Source organism: Bradyrhizobium sp. WCU1 (genome assembly GCF_053474805.1).
In genome coordinates this window covers 4,501,186-4,526,510 of sequence record NZ_CM130280.1, presented here as the reverse complement: position 1 = coordinate 4,526,510, position 25,325 = coordinate 4,501,186, and the positions used below count along the sequence as shown (strand labels likewise).

Here is a 25,325-nt window from a genome sequence, read left to right as displayed (position 1 = left end):
GGCTACCCCTTCCCCAAGCCGCGCAGCACTAGCTGGTTCATACGGCTGGCGAACGCGGCGGGGTCGGCAGGCATCTCACCGTCGAGGATCTGCGCCTGCTCGAACAGCAACAGCGCGAGGTCCTTTGCCTGTGCCGTGTCGGTCGCGAGCGCTGCGACCAGCGGGTGGCGCAGATTGATCTCGAGGATCGGTTTGGTGATCTCGCCGCGGTTTTGCTGCGCCAGCAGCCGCTCGAGCGCGCGGTCGCGCGCATCGCCACCGGCGACGAGGCACGACGCGCTCGCAGTCAGCCGCTGCGAGGCGCGCACGTCAGAGACGCGCTCGCCGAGCGCATCCTTGATCACGGCGATCGTGGTCGCGGCATCGGCCGCGGGCTCGTCCGTCTTGTCCTGCTTGTCGTCGGCGAGCGGAATCAGGCCGAAATCGACATCGCCCTGGCTCAGCGACTTCAGCGGCTTGCCGCCGAAATCGATCGGCGCCGAGGTCCAGAACGCATCGACGGGATCGGTCAGCAGCAGCACTTCGATGCCGCGGGCGCGCGCCGATTCCAGCTTCGGGTTCGATTTCAGCCGCTCGACGCTGTCGCCGACCAGGTAATAGATCTCAGTCTGGTTCGGCTTGAAGTCGTCGACAATCTGCTTCAGCGAGCGGTTCTCGCCCGACGTCGTGGTGAAGCGCGAAAGCGCCAGCAGCTTCTCGCGGCGCTCGAAATCCTCCCACAGGCCTTCCTTGATGACAGGGCCGAACGCATCCCAGATCTTGCCGAAGCTCTCGGGCTCCTTCTCGCTGAGCGTCTCCAGCTCGCCGACGACGCGGCTGGTGACCGCCTTGCGGATCTGCGCGAGTTGCGGATTGTTCTGCAGCATCTCGCGCGAGATGTTGAGCGGCAGATCCTCGCTGTCGATCACGCCGCGGATGAAGCGCAGGTAGGCCGGCAGCAGCTCGGCGTCGTCGGCGATGAAGACGCGGCGGACATAGAGCTTGACCTTGCCCTTGCGCTCGACCTGGAACAGGTCGAACGGCTTTTGCGACGGCGCGAACAGCAGCACCGCGTAGGACTGGCGGCCCTCGGCGCGGTAATGCAGCGTCATCGCCGGCTCGTCGAACGCGCCCGCGATCTGCTTGTAGGCCTGCGCATAATCCTCCGGCTTCAGCTCGGATTTCGAGCGCTGCCACAGCGCGCTCGCCGAATTGATCTGGCGCGGCTCGCCCTCCTCCGGCACCAGCAGGATCGGAAACTGGATGTTGTCGGAATATTCGCGGACGATGCGCTCGATCTCGTAAGCCTCGAGATATTTGGCGGCGTCCTTCTTCAGATGCAGCACGATCTCGGTGCCGCGCGCGACGCGCTGGGCTGCCTCCTCGCTGGCCGGCGCGATCTCGAAACCGCTGCCGCCTTCCGACGTCCACACCCAGACCTCGTCGGAGCCGGCGCGGCGGCTGGTGACGATGATTTTGTCGGCGACCATGAAGGCGGCATAGAAGCCGACGCCGAACTGGCCGATCAGATTGGCGCCGTCCTTGGCTTCGGTCAGCTTCGACAGGAACGATTTGGTGCCGGAGCGCGCGATGGTACCGAGATTGTCGATCAGCTCCGCCCGCTCCATGCCGATGCCGGTATCGACCACGGACAGCGTGTCGGCCGCCTTGTTCGGGATGATCCTGATCTCCGGCGGCGTGCCATCGGTGATCAGGCCGGGATTGGCAATCGCCTCATAGCGCAGCTTGTCGCAGGCATCAGACGCGTTCGAGATCAATTCGCGCAGGAAGATGTCGGTCTCGGAATAGACCGAATGCACCATCAGGTGCAGCAATTCGGCAACCTCGGCCTGGAACGGCTGGGATTCAGCGGCGGCAGTTGTGGTCATGCGGGAAACTCGGACAAACGTGAGGTGGCGGAAAGCCCTGATATAGCGCGATCGCGCCCCGTGGCAAGATTTGCGAGCCGAGGGAACCGTCAATCCGATATCGCGGAGAGATAGCGCTGCACCGATCGGTCGAACGCTGCCTTGGCATCGGAGGCGATGTTCTTGCCCCACCAGGCGCCGTAGATGCGATCATACGCCAACAGCTCGACCGCGCGCGCGACGCGGCGGACCGCTGACGCATTGAGCGGGATGTAGTTCGGATAGGAATACATGAAACTGACCGAGCGGCGGTCCATCGCCACCATCGCAATGTCGCCGGTGAGCAGCGCACCGCGCCCGTCGGCGCCCCTGCGCCAATGCAGCATGGTGGCGCCGGCGAAATGCCCCCCGGCCCGCACCAGCACGATGTCGTCGGAGATGCGATGGCTGTCACCCTGCCACGGTACGATCGACCGATAGGGCCGCGTCACCCATTGCGCGTCGTCGCCGTGCAGATAGACCGGCGCGTCGTCGAACGCGGCGCTCCAGTCGGCGACCGCACCATAATAATGCGGATGCGAGATCGCGATCGCCTTCAGCCCGCCGAGCGATCTGACATGTGCGATCGCCTCGGCTGTCGCCAGCGGCACGCAGTCCCACATCACGCAGCCGCCGCGATCCGGCACCAGCAGCGCGCGCTGCCCGATCGCAAATGACGGCTCGAGCGCCAACCCGACGAGGCCGAGATCGTCGCGCCAGACGAGCTTGTGCCGGCCTGCGAGCTGCTCGCGAGTCAGCCACGCCTGCCCGTTCCAGTTGACATATTGCCGCTCGTCCTCGCAGATCGGGCAGCACGGCGGCGGCGCCGCGGTTTCGGGAAATTGGGCGCCGCATTGTTCGCAGGTCCAGAGAGGCATGAGAGCACACGCGTTGGGGTGAAGCCGTACGCCTGCTGTACGTCAGCAGCGGAAGACGTTCAATGCCGGCGCCCCAGTTCCATCTGCATCTCGGCGACCAAGCTGTTCGGCCAGTGGGGTATCGACGGCACCTCGCTCACCGACGTCGCTGGGGTGGCGAAAGTACCGCTCTCCAGCATCTACGACTATTTCGAGGACAAGCGCGCGCTGGTGCTCGACGTGCCCGAAGGCAATTACGAAGCGCTGTATCAGAAGACCGAGCCGCTGCTGGTGAAGGGCGGCGACCCGGTCGAGCAGCTTCGCATCACGGCCGCAAATACGACCTGGTGAAGAAGGGCGGGACGCTGTTCACCACCCTGCACAACGGGTTCGTTCAGCACTAAAGCGCGAGAGGTTGGGTTGAATCGTCATCGCGCTTTGGTTCGTTGCTTGAGCATGATCTTTTCGGAAAACCGCTTCGCACTTTTCCGGGTCATGCTTTAGGCGTGCCCTCGACGCGCCGGCCGTGCAAATGACGACGGTTTGGTACAAGCGATCGTTGCAGAAAATCGTTACACAGTCTTGCCGATCATGTTCTAGTGTGACACGGCGACGCCCCGCGGCCGGACGCGCGGGCACCGGGGATGGGAGCGAACCGATGGACGTCAAGGCTGTTCTGCCGCCGCGAGGCCGCGACTATCGGCTCGATCTTCTGCGCGGCTTCGCCAATTGGGCGATCTATCTCGATCACATCCCGAACAACGCGGTGAACTGGATCACGCAGAAGAACTTCGGCTTCAGCGACGCGGCCGATCTGTTCGTGTTCATCTCCGGCTACACCGCATCCTTCGTCTACGCGCGCATGATGCTCGAACGCGGGACGGTGATCGGCGCCACCCGACTGATCAAGCGGGCCTGGCAGATCTATGTCGCGCACGTCCTGCTGTTCGTGATCTACATCGCCGAGATCGGCTACCTCGCGCAGCGCTACCACGACCCCAATCTGGAGAACGAATTCAACGTCGCGGGCTTCATGCAGAATCCGGCCGAGACGCTCTATCAGGGCCTGATCCTGGCGTTCAAGCCGGTCAACATGGACGTGCTGCCGCTCTATATCGCGCTGATGCTGGTCTATCCGCTGGTGCTGTGGGCAATGCTGCGGAAGCTCAATCTGACGCTGGCAGCCTCGTTCCTGCTCTATCTCGCCGCACGCCATTTCGGCTGGAACCTGCCGGCCTATCCGTCCGGCACATGGTACTTCAACCCGTTCTGCTGGCAGTTCCTGTTCGTGTTCGGCGGCTGGTTCGCGCTCGGCGGCGCCAGCGAATCGATCAATTTCATCCGCTCGCGCGCCTTCCTGTGGCTCGGCGGCGCCTATCTGCTGTTCGCACTGGTCATGACCCTGGCGGGCCGCTTCCCCGAACTCGGCCAGGCGATGCCGCCCTGGCTCTATGATGCGTTCAACCCGAACGACAAGACCAACCTCGCCCCCTATCGCGTGCTGCACTTCGTGGTGCTCGCCTTCTTCGTCACGCGCTTCCTGCCGCGCGAATGGCCGGGCTACGAATGGCCGATCATGCAGCCGATCATCAAATGCGGTCAGCAGTCGCTCGAAGTGTTCTGCACCGGCGTCTTCCTCGCGGTGGTCGCGCATGTGGTGCTGGTCGAGGTGTCCGGCAGCCTCTGGATGCAGATCGTGGTGAGCATTGTCGGCATCGTGCTGATGACCGTGCTCGCTTATTACCGCTCCTGGTCGAAGAAGGTCGACAAGGCGCCCGCGAAGAAGCAAGTGGCTGCGCAGGCGCCGGCGGCCGCAAATCCGGCGGAATAGCCGGCAGGCCTCTCAAGGCCGGCGCGGGTGGCCAGCGGCGCTCTCGATGCGCTAGAGTGGTGGGATGTCCCGCGCCTTTGTTCACGACCATCCCGACATCCTGCAACTCGAAGCCGACGTGCTCGACGCACGGCCCGGCGCAATCCTGGTCGAACACTCGCCGTTCTTTCCGGGCGGTGGCGGCCAACTCGCCGACCGCGGGTTCTGAGATGGTCGGGCGGCGAGCTGTTGGTGACCGGGCTCGCGCGTGACGAACGCGGCCTCTGGCACATGGTGGAGGATGATCGCCTGATCTTCGGCAAGGTCATGCTCGAGATCGAGCCGACATTTCGCGCGTTGATGTGCGAGCTGCACACGCTCGCCCATGTCATCAACGCGCTGGTCTACACGCGGTTCGGCGGCGCGCTTCTGACCGGGGCGCAACTCAATGCCGACGGCACCTTCCGGGTCGATTTCGACCTGCCCGGCGCCGACAATGAAGGCCTGCGGGCGCTCGAGGCGCCGCTGAACGACATCATCCGGCAGGACCTTCCGGTCAGTGCCGCCTTCATGGCGCATACCGAGGCGCAAGCCATCCCCGGATTGTTCCGCAGCAAGGCCGTCGCGCCGCCGGTCGGCGAAGACGGCCTCGTCCGGATCGTCGAGATCCTCGGTCTCGACCGGCAGGCCTGCGGCGGCACCCATCTGGCCTCGACCGGGCAATCGCGCCCTGCGCGTATCGTCAAGATCGACAACAAGGGCCGCCAGAACCGCAGGATCAAGCTCGCGGTCTGACCGGCCCCGGCAAGCCTTGCACCGAGCAACCCTTACGCCACCAACGTCCTGGTCGTGCCTGGGGACGGCGTTGCGAGCGGGTGCTCGACGGGGCGCGATCGGCTTGTTAAGTCGCGTCTTCGCAAGGATGATTTGAGTCGAGGACATGACCGTAGCGATCGAGATGGGACAAACGACGGCCGGCGCCGCGGCGGCCATCGACCTCGAGGAGCTATTGGCCACGCGCCTGCTGGTGCAGGGCAATTCGGGTTCCGGCAAGTCCCATCTGTTGCGCCGTCTGCTGGAGCAGAGCGCGCCCTGGGTGCAGCAGACCATCATCGATCCCGAGGGCGACTTCGTGACCCTGGCTGAGCGATTCGGTCACCTCGTGATCGACGCCGAGGATCACACCGAGCGCAGCCTGCAGGTCGCCGGCGAACGGGTACGCATCCATCGCGTCTCCACGGTACTCAATCTCGAGGGGCTCGACGCCGAGAATCAGATGCGGCGCGCTGCGGCCTTCCTCGGCGGCTTGTTCGACGTTGCCCGCGACCACTGGTATCCGATGCTCGTGGTGGTGGACGAGGCGCAGCTGTTCGCGCCCGCGATCGCAGGCGAGGTGTCCGACGAGGCGCGCAAGCTGTCGCTTGGTGCGATGACCAATTTGATGTGCCGCGGCCGCAAGCGCGGGCTTGCCGGGATCATCGCGACCCAGCGGCTGGCGAAGCTCGCCAAGAACGTCGCGGCCGAGGCCTCGAACTTCCTGATGGGCCGGACCTTCCTGGATATCGACATGGCGCGCGCCGCCGATCTGCTCGGCATGGAGCGGCGGCAGGCGGAAGCCTTCCGCGATCTCGAGCGCGGACAATTCATGGCGCTGGGACCGGCGCTTTCGCGCCGACCGCTCGGCCTGCGCATCGGTCCGACCGACACACAGCCGCGCAATGCGGCCCCGCGCCTGATGCCGCTGCCTGAAGCGACACTGGAGGACGCGCGCGCCATCATCCTCGCGGCCCCGCCGCCCGAAACGACCGCCAGGCCGCCGCGCCGGGCGCCGGCACCCGACCTGCTCAGCCAGCTGATGGCCGCCAGGCCGGCGGTGCCGGAGTTCGATCCCGAGGCCGCGGAGCCGTCGCCGAGCGCCGAGCAACTGGCCGAGCGGCGTGAGCGGCTGGATCGTATCCTGCGCGCCATTCTCGCCGAGCCCGATGCCGGCTTCCGCGCCATCGGCGTGCTCTATCAGGAGTTCGTGGTGCGCTGCCGGATCGAGGGTCTCGGAGCCGTGGTGCCGGAGCTGACCGATTTCCGCCGCATGCTGACGCGCGCCCGCGCCGGACTTGGCACCGAGATGGCGGAAGACGACGCCTGGCAGGATGTGCAGCTGCGCGCCGCGATCCTGCCCGAGGACATGCAGGGCGTCTTCATGATGATCGCGCGCGCTGCGAAGGAAGGCTGGCCCTGCCCGAGCGATGCCGCGATCGCCCGCGCCTACGGCACGCACTCGCTGCGCCGCGCGCGGCATCTTCTGACCTATATCGAAGAGCAGGGCCTGATCGTCTGCCAGCTCGACGGCGCCGGAAGGCGGATCGTGACGCTGGTGGAACTGGCCTGGGCGACCGCGGCCGCCGACCCGAACGCCGACGACGTGGCAACGGAGGCGGCCAGCTCGCCGCTGTGATCGAACGGTGAGCCGCGCGCCGCCGGGCACGGTGCGTACCCCGGAAGCACGGCATGAGACGAACATGAAACGAAAAGGCCCACCGAGTGGTGGGCCTTTTGTCTCTGCCGACGGGCGGAACCACCTACCTTGGTGGCGGCCCCGCATGCCTATCCTTCAAACCTTCACGCGTGCTGTGGCTGCGCCAGCTGACTGACCTGCGTCGCCGGCGGATCGACAACCAGGGTGCCGCCATGGCCATCACTCGAGGCCGTGAATGTCGAGGCCATGTAGTTGCCCAGCAGCGCAACACTTGCCGTGACGGTGCCGTCCGTCACCGTGAGCGTTCCTCGCGTGGTGTTTCCGCTGAAGGTCGGCGTGTGAACATTCGCAAAACTGATGTTCGCGAAATCGATCGCGTCCGAACCCATCATGCCGGCGACGGTGCCGTTAAAGCTCGCGGAATTGTCGAGCTTCAGCGTTCCTGTCGAGCTCTGGAACAACACGGTGGCGTTCGAAGCCCCCGGCAATTCCAGCGTGGCACCCGATGCGATGGTCGCATTGCTGGAGCTCTCCCCCGTCACGTTGAATGGCTGCCAGGCCCCCCACGCGATGCCGTCATTGGCCCGGATCCAGAGCTGATCGGTGCCCGAGCCGGCCAGATAGGTCGCCGTGGCAAGTTGTGCCGCGGTGAGGTCGATCTCGGTGTTCGCCGGCTGCGTCGCGTTGTTGACGATCCACGCTCCGTTCGTGTTGGAATCCCACAACGCATATTTCGTTATGGTATCGCCATCCGCGTCGGTCGCGCTGAACAGGCTCGATGCGGCGAAGGTCTGGCCGGAGACCGTCACCACGTTCGAGGCCGACACCGTCGGCGCCTGGTTGGTTGCGGTCGCCGAGAACGCCGTCCAGTTCCCCCACAACATGCCGTCATTGGCGCGCACGTAGAGCAGATCCGCCGGCGAACCGCCGGGGCCGAACACGTAGCTCACCTGCGACAGGTTCGCCGCCGACACATCGATCTCGGTGTTGGCCGCCTGCGCGACACCATTCACCACCCAGTGACCGTTGCCGCCGGTGTCCCAGAACGCATACTTGGCGATCGCGTCGTTGTCGGCGTCCGTGGCCGTGAACAGGCTGGTAGCCGCGACCGAATGGTCGTGAATCCCGGTCGCGCTCGACGCCGTCACGACCGGAGCCTGGTCGGGCCCCGGTGTTGCCGTGAACGCCGTCCAGCTGCCCCACAAAAGGCCATCGTTGGCCCTGACGTATAGGAGGTCGGGCGGGGTGCCGGTCGGCCCGAACACGTAGCTCACCTGCGACAGGTTCGCCGCCGACACGTCGATCTCGGTGTTGGCTGCCTGCGCGACACCATTCACTGCCCAGTGGCCGTTGCCGCCGGTGTCCCAGAACGCGTACTGGGTAATGGCGTTGTGGTCGGCATCCGTGGCCGTGAACAGGCTCGTGGCAAGCGCTGACGTCTCTCCGTGGACTGCTGCCACGTTCGGCGCCGTCACGACCGGCGGATGATCGGACCCTGACGGTGCCGTGAACGCCGTCCAGGCGCCCCACAAGTAGCCATCGTTGGCCCTGATGTACAAGGTATCGGATGGCGCCCCCGACGGCCCGAATACGTAGCTCACCTGCGACAGGTTCGCCGCCGACACATCGATCTCGGTGCTGGCCGCCTGCGCGACACCATTCACGACCCAATGGCCATTGCCGCCGGTGTCCCAGAACGCGTACTGGGTGATGGCGTCGTGATCGGCGTCCGTCACCGAGAACAGGTTCGAGGCGAGTACTGACGTCTCTCCTGCGGTTACGGTCACGTTCGGCGCCGTTACAACCGGCGCCTGATCAGGCCCCGGTGTTGCCGTGAACGCCGTCCAGGCGCCCCACAAGAAGCCATCGTTGGCCCTAACGTACAGCGTATCGGGTGTCGACCCTGTCGGTCCGAACACATAGCTCACCTGCGACAGGTTCGCCGCCGACACATCGATCTCGGTGTTGGCTGCCTGCGCGACACCATTCACCACCCAGTGGCCATTGCCGCCGGTGTCCCAGAACGCGTACTGGGTGATGGCGTTGCCCGTGGCCGAGAACAGGCTCGTGGCGAGCGCTGACGTCTCTCCATGGATCGCGGTCACGTTCTGCGCCGTAACCACCGGCGGAGTGTCGGCCCCCGGTGGCGCCGTGAACGCCGTCCAGGCGCCCCACAGGTAGCCATCATTGGCCCTGACGTACAGCGTATCGGGCATCGAGCCGGGCGCACCGAACACATAGCTCACCTGCGACAGGTTCGCCGCCGACACATCGATCTCGGTGTTGGCCGCCTGCGCGACACCATTCACCACCCAGTGGCCATTGCCGCCGGTGTCCCAGAACCCGTACTGGGTGATCGCGTCGTGGTCGGCGTCCGTGGTCGTGAACAGGTTCGAGGCGAGTACTGTCGTCTCTCCCTGGGTTACCGTCACGTTCGGCGCCGTCACAACCGGCGCCTGGTCAGGCCCCGGTGTTGCCGTGAACGCCGTCCAGGCGCCCCACAAGAATCCATCGTTGGCCCTGATATACAGCGTATCGGGTGCCGAGCCTGTTGGTCCGAACACGTAGCTCAACTGCGACAGGTTCGCCGCCGACACATCGATCTCGGTGTTCGCTGCCTGCGCAACACCATTCACCGTCCAGTGGCCATTGCCGCCGGTGTCCCAGAACGCGTACGTGGTGATGGCGTCGTGGTCGGCATCCGTGGCTGTGAACAGGCTCGTGGCGAGCGCCGATGCCTCTCCATGGATTGCTGTCACGTTCGGCGCCGTCACAACCGGAGCCTGGTCAGGCCCCGGCGTCGCCGTGAATCCGGTCCAGGCGCCCCACAGCATTCCGTCGTTCGCTCTTATGTACAGCGTATCGGGCGCCGACCCTGTCGGCCCGAAGACATAGCTCACCTGCGACAGGTTCGCCGCCAACACATCGATCTCGGTGTTTGCCAGCTCGGTGATGCCGTTCACCACCCAGTGGCCGTTACCGCCCGTGTCCCAGAACGCGAACTGGGTGATCGATTGCCCAACATCCGGATCGGTCACTGTGAACAGGGTCGATGCCGCAACCGACGTTTGGCCGTGCGCCGCAGTGACGTTGCTGTTGTTGGCGATCACGGTCGGCGGCGTATCGACAAACGCCTTGGCCGTGAATTGAGTCCAGCCGCCCCAGGCCGTGCCGTCATTGGCCCGTACGAACAGCGTATCGGTCGAACCGCTCGGACCGAACACGTAGCTCACCTGCGACAGGTTCGCCGCGGGAACATCGATCTCCTGGTTGGTAGCCTGGGTGACGCCGTTGATAGCCCAGTGTCCGTTACCTTGCGTGTCCCAGAACGCATATTGGGTGATGACATCGCCATCGGCGTCCGAGACGCTGAAGAGGGCGGAGGACAGCACGGAGCTCTCACCAAGGATTGCCGTGACATTGGCTGCCGTCGTAACCGGCGGGTTATCTGCATGCGTCGTGACCAGAGTGCCGGTACCGCCCGTGTCCACGCTGACGCTGAACCGCACAGCGGGTGTCTGATCGAGCTGCAGACTGTAGGAAGAACCACCCTCCGTGACCCGCAGGACATTGCCCGGGAGCAAGGTCGCCGAGCCGCCGGAAGAGAAAGTGACGCCGGCCAGATCGATGCTGTCGCCCAGCACCAGCCCGCTGATCGTAGTGGTCGGCATCGACGTGCCGTCAATCTTGAGCTGCCCGCCGGAACCGCTGAAGGTGATGCCGCCGCTCGCGACGCTTCCCGCCTGCAATTCAACCTGGCCGCCGGCAATCGTGACAGGCCCCGTGGAGCCGCCCGACGATACCAGCTCGATACCTCCGGCGAACACCCCGATGTTGTTCGTCACCGCGCCGGCAACATTGAGCACACCGCCGCTCGAAACACCGACGAACGCCGCTGAACCACCGGCCAGAACGTTCAAGATACCGCCGGCGGAGACGCCGGTGCCCGAGCCGATCGCGCCGGAAATGAGACCGCCCGACAGCACGTTCTCGACGCCGCCGGCGCGGACCCCGACCATGCTGAGCGTCGTGCCGGCCACGTTGAAGATGCCGCCGCTCGACACGCCGACATAGCTGGCCGAACCGCCTGCCGATACGTTGACCGTACCGCCCGAAATGCCGGTGCCGGAACCGCTCGCGCCGGAAATCGATCCGCCCGACAACACGTTCTCGATGCCGCCGCTGTAGACGGCTGTGTTGCTGAGCACCTGGCCTGCAACATTGAAGGTGCCGCCGCTCGACACACCGATGTGAACAGCCGACCCGCCGGCCGAAACGTTCAGGATGCCTCCGGAGGCAACTCCGGTTCCCGAGCTCGTGACACCGGAGATCAGTCCGCCGGACAGGACGTTCTCGACGCCGGTGTCCGTGACGTACGTGTTGCTGGTGATCGTGCCTGCAACATTCATGGTGACGCCACTCGACACCGTAATGTTGTGCGCCGTACCACCGGCGGAGACGTTCAGAACGCCACCGTTCCAGGCCGTCACGTAAGCAAGCGAACCGCCTGACGACACGTTGAGTGTGCCGCCGGAAATGGCGGTCCCCGAGCCCGACGCGCCTCCGACAACGCCACCCGCGAGGACGTTCTCGATGGCGCCGGAAGATACGGTCACGTTGCTGAGCACGGTGCCCGCCACGTTGAACGTGCCGCCGCTCGAAACGGTCAGGAAGGCCCCGGTACCACCGGCCAGAACATTCACGGTGCCGGCAGCGGAAATGAGAGTCCCCGAGCCGAACGTGCCGGAGATCAATCCACCGGACAGCACGTTCTCGACACCGCCGCTCGAGACCGTCACGTTGCTGGTCATGGTGCCGGCAACGTTGAGCGTGCCGCTCGACACCACCACGTTGTGCGCCGTGCCCCCGGCGGACACATTCATCGTGCCGCTCGAAACGGTCAGATGATCCAGTGCTCCGCCCGCAAACACATTGACGGTGCCGCCGGACACACCTGTCCCAGAGCCGGGCACGCCAGTAACAACACCACCGGAGAGGACATTCTCAACACCGCCGCTAACGACGCTCACATTGCTGAGCACCGTGCCCGCAACGTTGAAGATGCCGCCGCTAGACACGCCGACGAATGCCGCCGAGCCGCCGGCCAACACGTTGAGCGTACCGCCCGAAACTCCCGTTCCAGACCCGATCGCCCCGGAGATAGATCCGCCTGACGACACGTTCTCGACGCCGCCGCTGTAAACGGCGGCATTACTCAGCACATTGCCGAAGACGTTGAATGTGCCGCCGCTCGACACACCAACATGCGTAGCCGAACCGCCGGCCAGCAAGTTCAACACGCCTCCGGCGGAGACGCCGGTTCCGGAACTCGTGGCTCCGGAAATCAGCCCGCCTGACAGCACGTTCTCGACACCGCCGCTGGCGACGCCGCCCTCGCTGACGACCGTGCCCGCGACGTTCAGGGTGCCGCCACTATACGCCTTGATGAAAGCGGCCGAACCGCCCGCCGACACATTGACAGTGCCGCCCGAAATTCCCGTTCCGGAGCCGAACGTGCCCGAGATGAATCCGCCGGACAGGACGTTCTCGACACCGCCGCCGAAGACCGCCGTGTTGCTGGTCATCATGCCCGCGACATTCAAGGTGCCGCCGCTCGACACCAGGACGGCGTGCGCCGTACCGCCGGCGGAGACGTTGAGCACACCGCCGTTGCTGACAACGGCGTTTTGCTCGGCTCCGAAGACATTCTCGGTGCCACCACTGAGTACGGTGCCGACCGTCGTTCCGCCGGACAGGACGTTGAGCGTCTGACCGCTGCTGATGACCAGCCCCACGTCGGTCTGGCCGCTGCTCACGGTGATGTTGCCGCTGCCACCGCTGCTGGTGAAGAGGAAGATGTCGGTGCCGGTGGCATCGCCCGCGCGGCCGAACGGATTGGTAAAGGTCTGGCTCGGGTCCAGCTGAAGCGTCAGCGTGCCGTTATCGGTGGTCGCTATCTGAAGAACGTTGTTCGCGCCGAGGCCCACGCTGGTGACGTGCGAAGCGCTCTCGCTGGTAAGGTTGATCGTGTCGCCGACGACGAAGCCGGAGATGGTGGCTCCGGGCATCGTGGTGCCATCAATCTCCAGCTTGCCGCCATTGCCCGAGAACCCGGTCCCACCGGAAACGCCAGGCCCGGAGAAGTCAAACTCGCCGGCGGAGCCGCCAACCTGGAGCTCGACCGTGCCGCCCCAGACGCCGATGCTGCCCGCCGATCCGGCAACATTGGCGATGCCACCGGAAAATACATCGAAACGCGTCGCCGAGCCGCCTGCCTGGAGATTGAGCGTACCGTAATCGCCCGTGAACGTGCCGCCCGACCCTGAGATCAAGCCGCCCGACAACACGTTCTCGACGCCACCGCTCGAGATCACACTATTGCTGAGAATGACGCCGGCCACATTCGCCGTGCCGCCGCTGTTCACGCCCACAAAGGCTCCCGACCCGCCGGCAGAGATGTTCAGGGTGCCTCCCGCATAAACCCCCGTGCCCGAATGCGGGGCGCCACTGATGAAGCCGCCCGAAAGGACGTTCTCGACGCCTCCCGAAATACCGACGGTGCTCAGCGTTTCGCCGGCGACGTTCAGGACACCGCCGCCATAGACCGCGATAAAAGCCGCGGAACCACCGGCCAGGACGTTCTCCACGCCACCTGAAAAAACGCCGGTGCCCGAACCGATACCACCGCTGGTAGAGCCGCCCGACGATATGTTCAGCACGCCGCCGCCGCCGACGCGGATATGATCCACCACGCCGCCGGCCAGCACGTTGACAGTGCCGTTGTCGCTGTTGAAAACGCCTGTGCTGCCGCTGCCGGTGCCGCTCATCGCGCCGCCGGCGCTGATCGTCGCGCTGCCGCCGCTCGAAATCGTGGTCGCGGCTGCGTAGCCGCCGGAATCGACCAGGAGCTGACCACCGCTGCTCAGCGTCGTCGAGACCGCCGAGCCTCCGTTGAGGACTTCGAGCGTGTTGCCGCCCGTTTCGATCAAACCTGAGCTGGTAACACCCGAGCTTACGAAAGTGGTGCTCATGGCAGCGCGCCCCCCCAATGAAAAAGGCTAGTCAGTTCTTGAAAAAATCGGCTAGAGCTTGAATCCGGGAATAGTCCTGATCACCGATTTGACGTGATCCACCGTGATCAGCCTTGTGCACTCGAACTGACGCGGCGTCCCCTTGTGGCGGGGACACCAGAAGAAATCCTTGTGGTCGAAGCGAACTGCCGGATCGTTCCAGCAGCTGTTGCAGGCGTGATAGTTGACGACGCGATAGGGCGTAGCAAATTCGTTTGTCGGATGCGTGAAGCCCGAGATCATGACCACCGGCGTGCCGACCGCCCAGGCCAGCCACGCAAGTCCGCTCGATAGACCGACAAAAAATTCCGCGTGCTTGATGAGATTCGCGCGCTCCTGAATCGGCCGGTCACCGGTCCAGTCCTCCGCGCCGTTCGGAATGTGATTCCATACCAGTTCGTGACCGTGCGTCGGCTTCTGATCGATGCAGATCACGCGATAGCCGGCCTCTTTGAGAAAACTGGTCAGCTCACGCCAGCCGTTGGGGTTATTCCAGTACTTGCATTGCGTGGTACTCTGTACCGCGATGCAGACGTAAGGCTCGGGGATCGGCCTTTGGTCATCGGCCAGCGAGATGCGCGGCGCGACTTCAGTCGGATCGACGCCGAGGATATATCCGGCGGTCCGGTGCAGTCCGACAAAGCGGAAGTCGCATGGTTGATAGACGAAGTTCTTGTCGTCGAAAAACAATCCGACGCTGTAGGTGGCGTAGTAGCGGTCGGTTTGAATCTCCTCGTGCGTGACGAAGTTGATGTCGGGGTACGCATCCCGAAACAGCGGAATCAACTTTTCCGCCATTGCACAGGTCAGCCTGCAATTGTGAGCTTCCCTGAACTTCGCCACATAGGGAAACCAGCCGATCGTATCTCCCAGCGTCCCGATCGGAAGCTGGATCAAAACGTGACGATCCGTCGCGTTGTACTCGTGCGAGAAGACGACATCATCGCCCTGCAAGACTTCGATGCGGAAGCGAATGTAGTAGCGCTTTGAGCTGTTGACGCGACCGCCCGCGAACTGCGTCTCGAAGAGAAGGTTGCCGGTCTCGGCGTCCCAGAGCCGCACGCGCCATGGGATTTCTCCCTGGGGACAAAACACCCGGGCGCCGTCGTTGAAGTCGAAGCGCAGCCCCTTCGGACCCAATTGGGTCGGCTGTTCGGCTGCAGGGGGATAGGCAGGCTTCGGCGCGTCGGCACCCGACGAAACGGCTTCCGACTTGCCCGATATAGCGCTCGTCGAACGATCGACGATTATTTTGGGTTGGTCGGTGACATCGTCAATCGAGCGCTTCAGCCCAATCGCCGGCGCAACGGCAATGGCATTCACGAAATATCCCCTGCCCTGAAATAATAAACAGCCTCTTAAAAAGTGCATGGAAGGTAAGCGAGATTGACAACCGCGTCAACGGACGAAAACCTTAGCGGGTACCCCTTCGCAGCCGTTCCTTAACGGCATACACAAAGAAACACACCACGATGAGCCGCACTCCCAGCAAGATCCCGTTTGTGATCGCAGCATCGGCGCATGGCCCGCTGATCGTCAACCGGCTGGACTATCACACGGCGGGCGGCCACACTTTTGGAGTCGGGATTCAGATTCTCGAGCATGGCGCGTTCGACGTCACTGAAATCGAGCTGACGAAGGGTCTTCTTGCACTGCGAAGAACCTACCGGGGCGATGGCGTGGTCGCGATCGACTGCGGGGCGAACATCGGTGTTCACACCATCGAATGGTCCAAGCACATGGACGGCTGGGGCTCGGTCGTTGCCATCGAGGCGCAGGAACGGGTCTACTACGCGCTTGCCGGCAATATCGCCGTCAACAACTGCTTCAATGCGCGGGCGATGCACGCGGTGATTTCGTCGGAAACCGGGAAAACTTGGGTGCCGACTCTCAGTCATCAAGAGCCCGCCAGTTTCGGCAGCCTGGAGATAACGCAACGCTCCGCCACGGAGCAGATCGGTCAGAAGATCGATTATTCAGCGGCCAGCGGCACCGAAACGGCGATGGTCACCCTGGACTCCCTGAATTTGAGCCGCTGTGACCTGATCAAGATCGACGTCGAAGGGATGGAGTTGAAGGTGCTGGAGGGGGCCAGCGTCACGATCCGGCAGCATCACCCCATCATTCATGCGGAATTCATCAAGACCGACAAGGCCGCACTCGTTCACAAGCTGAACGATCAAGGATACCGGACATACGACGCCGGCCAAAACTGCCTTGCGATCCATGAATCCGATCCAAGCCTGAGCCACGTGGAAGCCCGAACCACGTCGTGACTGCCTGACTTGCTGCACTCCATCACCGCTCTCGCAGAGCATCCTGCCGGTAGCGCACGATCGGCGACAGCAAATAGCTCATGATGCTGCGGGCGCCCGTCCTGATTTCGACGGTGACGGTCATTCCCGGCGAAAGATTGATCTCCTTGTCATCGACGACCATCTTGGTCCGGTCGATCGAGACATGCGCGATATAGACCGGCCCCTGTCCCTTTGGCTCGCTGCTGCTCCCCTCCGTCGCTGCGCCATTGGGCTCGCGGGCGGAATCCCGCGCCTTGTCGCGGGAGACGGAATCGGGCGAGACGCTGACGATCTTGCCGTGCAGCAGGCCGTAACGCGTGAAGTTGAAGGTATCGACCTTGATTTCGGCGTCCTGGCCCGGGTGCACAAAGCCGATATCGCGATTTGAGACCATCGCTTCGATTTCAATCAGATTGTCGCTCGGCACGACCACCGCAAGCGTCTGGGCCGGCGTGACGACACCGCCGACAGTGTGCACGGCCAATTGCTGCACCACGCCGTCGATCGGCGCCGCGAGCTTCTGAAGGTTGGTCCGGTGCTCGGCTTTGGACACCTCGTCCTTGAGGCTGCCGGCCTTCTGCGTCGCCTTGGCCAGATCGTCGTACAGGCGGTGGCGGTACTCCGAGACAAGCTTGGCGCGCGTCTCATCGAGTGCGGCCACGGCTGCGTCGGCTTCCTGGAGCTTGCTCCGCTGCACCAGGATGTCCTGCTGCATCCCGACCAGTTCCTGAAGCTCCTGCAAATATTGCAGCTTTGAGCCGTACTCCCGGTCCGCCAGATACTTGCGAACGCTGACGCGCTCCTGCAGCACCGGCAGCAGAGCTTCGATCTTGGCGATGCTGGCGTCGATCGTCTTGGTCTCCGCCACCTTCTGCACCCGCTGCCGATCCAGCTCGGACAATTTGGCGCGCTGCTCGGAATCCTGACTTCGCAGGTATTCCATGTGCATTTGGACCAGGGCGGGCGGCGCGTCGTCCGGCGCGCCGTCAAGCCCGCTCGTGTTTCCATCAAGCGCGGAACGCGTGCGTGCGATGTCCAGCAATGCGGCGAGAAGATCGTTTTTCTGGTGCTGAAGCTCCGCCTGGTTGCTGGTCGGATCCAGCTCGATCAGAATCTCGCCGGCCTTGACGGTTTGGCCGTCGCGGACGTGAATCGCCCGCACCACCCCGATCTCGAGCGGCTGGACCAGCTTGACGCGGTCGCCCGGCACGATCTTGCCGGGGGCGGAGGCCACGATGTCGATCTTGCCGAGGCCGGCCCAGGCCACGGCGCAACAGAACAGGGCAGCCAGCAAGACGGCAGTCAGCCTGGCAGTGGGCGATGGCGGCGTCTCGACGATTTCGAGGGCGGCCGGCAGGAAAGCCAGCTCGTCCCGGGTTTTGCGCCCGGCCGCAGGCGCTTCACGAGCCGACTTCATGGATCCCCGCCTGCAACCGGTAAAGCGACGCGTATCTTCCGCCCGAGCTCAGCAGCTCCTCGTGGGACCCCTGTTCAACCAGCCTGCCGCGATCGATGGTGATGATTCGATCAGTACGCCGCACGGCGGACAGCCGATGCGCAATGACAAAGACCGTTCGCCCCTTCACGATCCGGTTCATATTGTCCTGAATGACTCGTTCGCTTTCGTAGTCCAGCGAACTGGTCGCTTCGTCGAAGATCAGGATGCGCGGATCGGTGATCAGGGCGCGCGCGATCGCGATGCGCTGCCGTTGCCCTCCCGACAGACTGGAGCCGCGCTCGCCCACGACGGTGTCGTAGCCTTCGGGGAGCTCAAGAATGAATTCGTGGGCTCCCGCAAGCTGGGCCGCGGCGATCACCTGCTGCATCGGAGCGGCCGGGTCGGCGAGCGCGATGTTTTCCCGGACGCTGCGATTGAACAGCACGTTTTCCTGCAGCACGACGCCGACCTGGCGGCGCAGCCACGCCGGATCGACCATCGCAAGGTCGACGCCGTCGACGAGGACCCTGCCCTTCTCCGGAACGTAAAGGCGCTGAACGAGCTTCGTGAAGGTGCTCTTGCCTGAACCGGACGGGCCGACGATGCCGACGACCTGGCCGGCTGGAATGTTGATGTTGATCTCGTGCAGCACCTCGGGTCCATCCACTCGATACCGGAAGGACACGTGCTCGAGCGTGACCTGCCCCTTGATGGGGGGCGGCACGGCGCGACCGGGGTTGAACGTCTGCTCCGCCGGCGTGTTCAGGATATCGCCGAGCCGCGCGATCGAGAGCCTGGCCTGATGGAAGTCCTGCCAGAGCTGCGCCAGCCTCAGAACCGGCGCGCTGACGCGTGACGCGAACATGTTGAAGGCGATCAGCTCGCCGACCGTGAGGCTGCCGTCGATCACCAGTTTGGCGCCGGCATAAAGGATCACCGCGGTGACGAGCTTGCTCACGAACTGGACCGACTGGCTCGCAACATTGGCGAGGCTGAGCACACGGAAACTCGCCGCCACGTATTCGGCAAGCTGCTCCTCCCAGCGGCGCTGCATCTGCGGCTCGAGCGCCATCGCCTTGATGGTTTCGACCCCGGTCACGCTCTCGACCAGAAACGCCTGGTTCTCGGCCCCGCGCTCGAATTTGGTGTCCAGCCGCTGACGGAACAGCGGCGTCGCGCCGGCGGAGATGCCGACATAGAGCGGGAAGGATCCGAGCACGATCCAGGTCAGGATCGGCGAGTAGACGAACATCACCGCGATGAAGACGACGGTGAAGAACAGGTCGATCACGACCGTCAGGGCCGAGCCGGTCAGGAAGTTGCGGATGTTCTCGAGCTCGCGGACCCGCGCAACCGAATCGCCGACCCGGCGAGCCTGAAAATAGGCAATGGGCAGTCCGATCAGGTGCCGAAACAAGCGGGCCCCCAGTTCGACATCGATCCTGTTCGTCACATGGGAGAACAGGTAGGTCCTCAATATTGCGAGGGCCGTCTCGAAAACCGCGATGCCGATCAAGCCTACGACGAGCACATCGAGTGTGCTGAGTGTGTGATTGACCAGGACCTTGTCGATCACCACCTGAAAGAACAGCGGCGACACCAGCGCAAACAGCTGCAGGAAAAAAGAGGCGATCAGCACCTCCACGAAATGGTACCGATATTTGTGGATCGCTCCCAGAAACCATGACAGGTCGAAGCGGCGTGCAAGATTGACCAGCCCCGCCCGGCGGCTCACCAGGATCAACTGGCCGGTCCACACTGCCTCCAGATCAGCCCGCGTTATCAACTCCGGGCGCTCCGACAGCGGCGATTGAACGAGGATCTTGTCGGCGCCCACCTTGGCAAGGATCAAATGACCACCGTCGCGCAACAACGCGATGGCGGGAAGCGGCGCCTTCTCCAGCCTTAGCCAGTTGGTGGTCACCTCCCGGGCCTTGACGCCGGTCGAGCGCGCGTGGCGCAGCATCTCCGGCGTTCCGAACGGGCCATTGCCGACTTGATGACGAATCTGGTCGACATCGGCCGCGATGCCGTGAAAACGCAGCAGCATCGCGAGTGCAACGATCCCGCTGTCTGCTGCCGTACCACTCCGCGTTTCAATCATCTCACGATTTAATCTGCTCAGTAGCTGAAAATGACTGCCGTCGAACGCGAGCCGACACTGTCGTGAGCGCGCCCCCTGCCCTTTCGGCCTCGCCGTCAGCGCAAGCTGACTATTCGTAACGAACCGGTAGAGCAGCAGATGAATATGACGGCCAGAGTACTATGGCTCTCCGGCGAGATGCAATTGGCGTTGTCCGCGACCAAGCAGAATTCGCGAACAACATCATGCCGATCCCAGAATCGATCGTTGGAACCGTTCGCAGCCGAAGCAGGCTCCGTAGTCTTACGGGTCGCCGTGCTTGATATCGCCTCCAACGGGGTCACCCGGATGAGCTCGTCGGCCGTTCGGTGCAATAGAGAGCATGCCTTTCTGGTCTTGCAGGATACAGAAATGACTGGTCACATGAATATTAATTATTATTGGTACGCTACCATAGATTGAAGGCTCGACCAATATGACTTGGAATTATTCCGTAACGTTGAATGATTCTTCGAGCGCAGGCGGATCGGCCGAGGCCTCTCTCGTTTACGATCTCGAGCAGGCCCTCAATGTCTGGCAGCGATACATCCTGGGCAATGGCACCCTGGTGGTGCAGCTCAACATCCTGCCCACCACCGTTGGCCGCGCCGATGGCGGGCCTACCTCGAGCTACAACGTCGGCACAAACGGCGGGCTCGCGGTGTATGAGCCGTCAAGCCAGTACGAGCTGACCACCGGACAGCATGTCGCCGGCACCACAAGCGACATCACCATCAACATCGATCCCGGCTACTTCCAATATATCGACATGGATTATGGCCTGACCTACGCCAGTCAGGTGCCCGCAAACGTGATCAATCCGATCGACGTTTTTCTTCATGAGCTCATGCACGGCTTCGGCATGACGGGCTGGTACAACCAGAGCGGCCAGCTGCCCGGCGCCTACGAATCGACGTTCGACACCCTGATCCAAAAGAGCGGCATGGGCGCCTACTTCGTCGGCGCGAATGCCGAGGCCGCCTACGGTGGCCCGGTGCCCCTGACCACGAACAGCACCACCCAGAACTACTACCATTTCGGCAACCAGCAATCCGACCTCTACGCCACCCCGTCGACGGTCAAGGACCCGCTCACGCTGGACTTGATGAACGGGATCGTTTTCTTCTCCGATTACCAGTACGCGATCTCCAACCTGGACATCGGAATTCTGAAGGATCTCGGATACAGCATCCGGACGACACCGGTCGTGACGGCCGGCGATCAGGCCGCGGGCCGAAATCAGGTTTTCGCGGCCTCATCGCTGTTCTCGGTGAACATGGCCGCCGGCGATTCCGTTACCGAATATTCCTTTTGGGACAGCAACGGCAACGGTCACTGGACGGTGGGAGGAACAGTCCAGGGCACCAAGACCGAGATCGACATCAGCGCGTCGCAGCTGGCGCAAACGAGCTATCAGGCTGGACCCGGCGCCGACACTTTGTGGGTAAGAGCCTTCGACGGCTATTTGTGGAGCGACTGGAAATCCTTTGTGATCTCGCCGGCCGATCACGCGCCGGTGGTCACGGCGGCGAACGTCACCGTTCCATACACGCAACTCGCGGCGACCGGTTCGTCCCTGTTCTCCGCCAGCGACTCAGACGGCGACACGATCACCAAATATGGGCTGTGGGACACCGAGGGTCACGGGTACTGGATGATCGGCGGCGTTGCGCAAGCCACCGACGCCGAGATCGACGTCTCGGCGGCCAGCCTCTCACAGGTGAGCTATGTATTCGGAACGGCCCCGGACACGCTCTGGGTCCGGGCCTATGATGGATATCTCTGGGGAGCATGGGTCCCGTTCACGGCCACGCAAAATGTGGATCACCCTCCGGTCGTCTCGGCTTCCGGCTTCACGGCGGCGCACGGACAAGCTTCGGTCGCGGCTTCCGGGCTGTTCAGCGCCACCGACCAGGATCACGATGCGATCACCCAATACGCACTCTGGGACAGCAACGGCAACGGCCACTGGGTGGTGAACGGTGCCGTTCAGGCCACCGAAGTGGAAATCGACATCACCGCGGCGCAGCTTGCCCAGACCAGCTACCAGTTTGGCCAGGCTCCAGACCAGCTCTGGGCGAGGGCCTATGATGGATATCTCTGGGGAGCATGGGTCCCGTTCACGGCCACGCCAGGTCCGAATCATGCACCGGTGGTCAGCGCGTCTGATGCCACCGCCACACACGGTCAGGACATCGCCGCGTCCCATCTGTTCAGCGTCAACGATGCCGACAACGACACGATCACCGCCTATCAACTCTGGGATTCAACGAGTGATCCCGCCAGCGGGCACTGGGTGGTCGGCGGCGTCGCGCAGGCTGCCGGCATCGCGATCGATGTGTCGCCCGCTCAGTTGACGAGCACCTCGTTCCAGTCGGGCTCCGGTTCGGATGACCTCTGGGCGCGGGCCAATGACGGCATCACATGGGGGGCCTGGAAAGAATTCCACGTCACCGCGCCGATCGACCAGGGTCCCGTGGCCAGCGCGTCTGATGTGACCGCCACACATGGTCAGGACATCGCCGCGTCGAACCTGTTCACGGTCAGCGATGCCGATGGGGACTCTATCACAGCCTATCAGCTCTGGGATTCAACGAGTGATCCCGCCAGCGGGCACTGGGTGGTCGGTGGCGTCGCGCAGGCTGCCGGCATCGCGATCAATGTGTCGCCGGCTCAGTTGACGAGCACCTCGTTCCAGTCGGGCTCCGGTTCGGATGACCTCTGGGCGCGAGCCTTCGATGGCATCACATGGGGGGCCTGGAAAGAATTCCACGTCACCGCTCCGATCGACCAGGGTCCCGTGGCCAGCGCGTCTGATGTGACCGCCACGCATGGTCAGGACATCGCCGCGTCGAACCTGTTCACGGTCAGCGATGCCGATGGCGACACGATCACCGCCTATCAGCTTTGGGATTCGACCAGCGATCCCGCCAGCGGTCATTGGGTGGTCGGCGGTGTGGCGCAGGCCGCCGGCATCGCGATCAATGTGTCGCCGGCTCAGTTGACGAGCACCTCGTTCCAGTCGGGCTCCGGTTCGGATGACCTGTGGGTGCGGGCCAATGACGGTTTCACATGGGGGGCCTGGAAAGAATTCCACGTCAACGCACCGCTTGACCATGCTCCTGTCGTCACCGCAGCTGACTTCCACGCGACCGTCCTCAACCAGAACGTGGCCGCCACCAGCCTGTTCTCGGTCGCCGACGCCGACGGGGACAGCATCACCCAATATCAAGTCTGGGATTCGACATCGTCAGCCGGCAGCGGCCACTGGAGCATCGGCGGCGTCGCGCAGCCCGCCAGCACCGCTATCAACGTCAGCCCCGCCCAGCTCGCCGGCACGACCTTCCAGGGCGGCACCGTGACTGACGACCTCTGGGTTCGCGCCAACGACGGCATGATGTGGAGCGCCTGGCAGGAATTTCATTTCATCGTCTAGCGGGAGGCTCGAGCCAAACAAAAATGGCCCGCGAGATGCGGGCCATTTCATCGGAACCGTTGGGTCCGAACTTGGTTGCGGGGATAGGATTTGAACCTATGACCTTCAGGTTATGAGCCTGACGAGCTACCGGGCTGCTCCACCCCGCGTTAAACCGTTGCATGCCTTGCAGAAAGAGTGCCCGAACCTGCCGGCCAACGCTGCTAACGGCGCCGATCGATCCGTCCGGAGAGCTTCCTGAGAAGGCGACCCAGGCCGAAGCCGTCGGGTGCGGGGCGTATGTATCAACGTGTGCCCGGTTTGGAAAGCCCCGGATGCGGGTTTTTGAGGATTTTGTGACGTCCAAATCACCGGTTTTCCTGACAAATTTACCGCCGGGAACCGGGCCTTGCCAGATCGTGCGTAAAAGCGGAGCTTGGCGCCAACAAAATCCGTCAAGGAAACGTCATCCGAGGGGAAACGCTGATGGACCGGCCATTGAAGAGCCCGGGGCTGCACGCGCTTGAGGAGGCCTTTCACCGCCAATTCGAGCTGTCGCGCAGCGAGCCGGCGCCGACCTTGCAGGCGCGGCTGGACCGGCTGCGGCGCCTGCGCGCCGCGCTGACCGAAAACGAGGCCCGATTCGCGGCCGCGATCTCGGCCGATTTCGGCCACCGCTCCACCGTCGAGACCGCGATCGCAGAGACCATGCTGGTGCTCGGCGAGATCAAGCATGCCGCCAAGCACCTCAAGGGCTGGATGGCGCCCGAAAGGATCCCGACCACGGTACAGTTCGCGCCGGCCAAGAACCGGCTGATCCCGCAGCCGCTCGGCGTGGTCGGGATCATCGCGCCGTGGAATTATCCGCTGCAGCTGACGCTGGCGCCCGCGGTCGCGGCGATCGCAGCCGGCAACCGCGCCATCATCAAGCCGAGCGAGCTGGTGCCGCGGTTCTCCGAATTGCTGATGGAGGCGATCGCGAAGAAATTCGACACCGCCGAACTCGCGGTCACCGATATCGACGACGACATCGCGAAAGCCTTTGCCGCGCTGCCGTTCGATCATCTGATCTTCACCGGATCGACCCGGATCGGCCGGCTGGTCGCCGAGGCCGCCGGCCGCAACCTCACACCGGTCACGCTCGAGCTCGGCGGCAAATCGCCCGCGATCGTCGACGGCTCCGCCGACATCGACGAGGCCGCGCAACGCATCGCCTACGGCAAGCTGCTCAATGCCGGCCAGACCTGCATCGCGCCCGACTACGTGCTGGTGCCGCAAGCCTCGGTGCAGCCGTTCGCGATGCGGTTGCAGGGCCACATGCAGCACATGTTCGGCACCGATCCGAAAAATCCCGACTACAGCTCGATCGTCTCCGACCGGCATTACGCCCGGCTCGAGGCCCTCGTCGCCGACGCCGCCGCGAAGGGCGCGACCATCATGCAGCCGGCTGCGCCGAACGATCCCGAGTGGAAGGAGCGGCGCAAATTCCCGCCGACGGTCATCGTCGATGCGACGCCCGACATGACCGTGATGCAGGAAGAGATCTTTGGGCCGGTGTTGCCGGTCGTCGGTACCCGCGACGCAGCGGAAGCGATCGCCTTCATCAACAAGCGCGACCGCCCGCTCGCGCTGTACTGGTTCGGCACCGATCACGCCGCCCGCGACGCGGTGCTGGCGCGCACGGTGTCCGGTGGCGTCACCGTCAATGACTGCCTGTTCCATTTCGCGCAGGCCTATCAGCCAATGGGCGGCGTCGGCGCCTCAGGCAGCGGCGCCTATCACGGCGAATGGGGATTCAGGACGCTGACCAAGCTGAAGCCGGTGTTCTACCGCTCGCGCTTCAACCGGCTCGCTGATCTCTATCCGCCCTATGGCGCGAAGGTCGCGCGGCTGGAGAAGCTGATGCGGTTGTTGTCTTAGCAGTCATTCCGGGACGCGCGCAGCGCGAGCCCGGAAT

General features: G+C 63.8%; 14 protein-coding genes and 1 tRNA gene. 8 read left to right on the top strand and 7 right to left on the bottom strand.

The window, feature by feature from the left end:
* Positions 1–2: 2 nt before the first annotated feature.
* Together htpG and ACTUWL_RS20865 are read right to left on the bottom strand one after the other, a co-directional pair.
* Positions 3–1,868 carry a molecular chaperone HtpG gene (gene htpG / locus ACTUWL_RS20870; protein ID WP_021078636.1) on the bottom strand — a complete coding sequence of 622 codons (1,866 nt, stop codon included), beginning with the start codon at positions 1,866–1,868 and terminating at the stop codon, positions 3–5.
* An 89-nt stretch (positions 1,869–1,957) separates the two neighbouring features.
* Complete coding sequence (locus tag ACTUWL_RS20865) at positions 1,958–2,764, bottom strand: tRNA modification GTPase (protein WP_021078637.1); 807 nt, start codon at positions 2,762–2,764, stop codon at positions 1,958–1,960.
* Positions 2,765–2,782: 18 nt separating this feature from the next.
* Between ACTUWL_RS20865 and ACTUWL_RS20860 the strand changes: the two genes are divergently transcribed.
* From ACTUWL_RS20860 to ACTUWL_RS20840, 5 genes are all read left to right on the top strand, one after another.
* The gene (locus ACTUWL_RS20860) at positions 2,783–3,094 is read left to right on the top strand and encodes a TetR/AcrR family transcriptional regulator (RefSeq protein WP_021078638.1); all 312 of its coding nucleotides are present in this window, start codon (positions 2,783–2,785) and stop codon (positions 3,092–3,094) included.
* Between the two features lie 307 nt (positions 3,095–3,401).
* Positions 3,402–4,574 (top strand): OpgC domain-containing protein, encoded by a 1,173-nt coding sequence (locus tag ACTUWL_RS20855; RefSeq protein ID WP_021078639.1) that lies wholly within the window; start codon positions 3,402–3,404, stop codon positions 4,572–4,574.
* A gap of 64 nt (positions 4,575–4,638) precedes the next feature.
* Positions 4,639–4,782: a hypothetical protein gene (locus ACTUWL_RS20850; protein ID WP_021078640.1), complete on the top strand. Its 144-nt coding sequence runs from the start codon at positions 4,639–4,641 to the stop codon at positions 4,780–4,782.
* Positions 4,783–4,805: 23 nt separating this feature from the next.
* Positions 4,806–5,348, top strand: coding sequence for an alanyl-tRNA editing protein (locus tag ACTUWL_RS20845; protein WP_021078641.1), 543 nt, complete (start codon positions 4,806–4,808; stop codon positions 5,346–5,348).
* Between the two features lie 145 nt (positions 5,349–5,493).
* Complete coding sequence (locus tag ACTUWL_RS20840) at positions 5,494–7,005, top strand: ATP-binding protein (protein ID WP_021078642.1); 1,512 nt, start codon at positions 5,494–5,496, stop codon at positions 7,003–7,005.
* 164 nt (positions 7,006–7,169) lie between these two features.
* On the opposite strand, the gene ACTUWL_RS20835 is transcribed toward ACTUWL_RS20840, so the two are convergent.
* Positions 7,170–14,057, bottom strand: a complete 6,888-nt coding sequence (locus tag ACTUWL_RS20835; protein WP_106940387.1) for a hypothetical protein — start codon at positions 14,055–14,057, stop codon at positions 7,170–7,172.
* A gap of 51 nt (positions 14,058–14,108) precedes the next feature.
* Complete coding sequence (locus ACTUWL_RS20830) at positions 14,109–15,419, bottom strand: autotransporter strand-loop-strand O-heptosyltransferase (protein ID WP_021082231.1); 1,311 nt, start codon at positions 15,417–15,419, stop codon at positions 14,109–14,111.
* A 149-nt stretch (positions 15,420–15,568) separates the two neighbouring features.
* Between ACTUWL_RS20830 and ACTUWL_RS20825 the strand changes: the two genes are divergently transcribed.
* Positions 15,569–16,372 carry an FkbM family methyltransferase gene (locus ACTUWL_RS20825; protein WP_021082232.1) on the top strand — a complete coding sequence of 268 codons (804 nt, stop codon included), beginning with the start codon at positions 15,569–15,571 and terminating at the stop codon, positions 16,370–16,372.
* Between the two features lie 22 nt (positions 16,373–16,394).
* Here the strand turns inward: ACTUWL_RS20825 and ACTUWL_RS20820 are convergent, their stop codons facing one another.
* Together ACTUWL_RS20820 and ACTUWL_RS20815 are read right to left on the bottom strand one after the other, a co-directional pair.
* Positions 16,395–17,810, bottom strand: a complete 1,416-nt coding sequence (locus ACTUWL_RS20820; protein WP_021082233.1) for an HlyD family type I secretion periplasmic adaptor subunit — start codon at positions 17,808–17,810, stop codon at positions 16,395–16,397.
* Positions 17,794–19,935, bottom strand: a complete 2,142-nt coding sequence (locus ACTUWL_RS20815; RefSeq protein ID WP_021082234.1) for a type I secretion system permease/ATPase — start codon at positions 19,933–19,935, stop codon at positions 17,794–17,796. The genes ACTUWL_RS20820 and ACTUWL_RS20815 overlap by 17 nt, the downstream gene beginning before the upstream one ends.
* Positions 19,936–20,389: 454 nt before the next feature.
* Here ACTUWL_RS20815 and ACTUWL_RS20810 point away from each other — a divergent pair, with 454 nt between their 5' ends.
* On the top strand, positions 20,390–23,389 hold the full coding sequence (locus ACTUWL_RS20810) for a hypothetical protein (RefSeq protein WP_415027994.1): 3,000 nt from the start codon (positions 20,390–20,392) through the stop codon (positions 23,387–23,389).
* A 72-nt stretch (positions 23,390–23,461) separates the two neighbouring features.
* Here the strand turns inward: ACTUWL_RS20810 and ACTUWL_RS20805 are convergent.
* Positions 23,462–23,538: transfer RNA gene (locus ACTUWL_RS20805), tRNA-Met, on the bottom strand.
* Positions 23,539–23,854: 316 nt separating this feature from the next.
* On the opposite strand from ACTUWL_RS20805, the gene ACTUWL_RS20800 reads away from it, so the two are divergent.
* A complete protein-coding gene (locus tag ACTUWL_RS20800; RefSeq protein ID WP_021081872.1) occupies positions 23,855–25,288 on the top strand; it encodes an aldehyde dehydrogenase family protein in 1,434 nt (477 codons plus the stop codon).
* Positions 25,289–25,325: the final 37 nt, after the last annotated feature.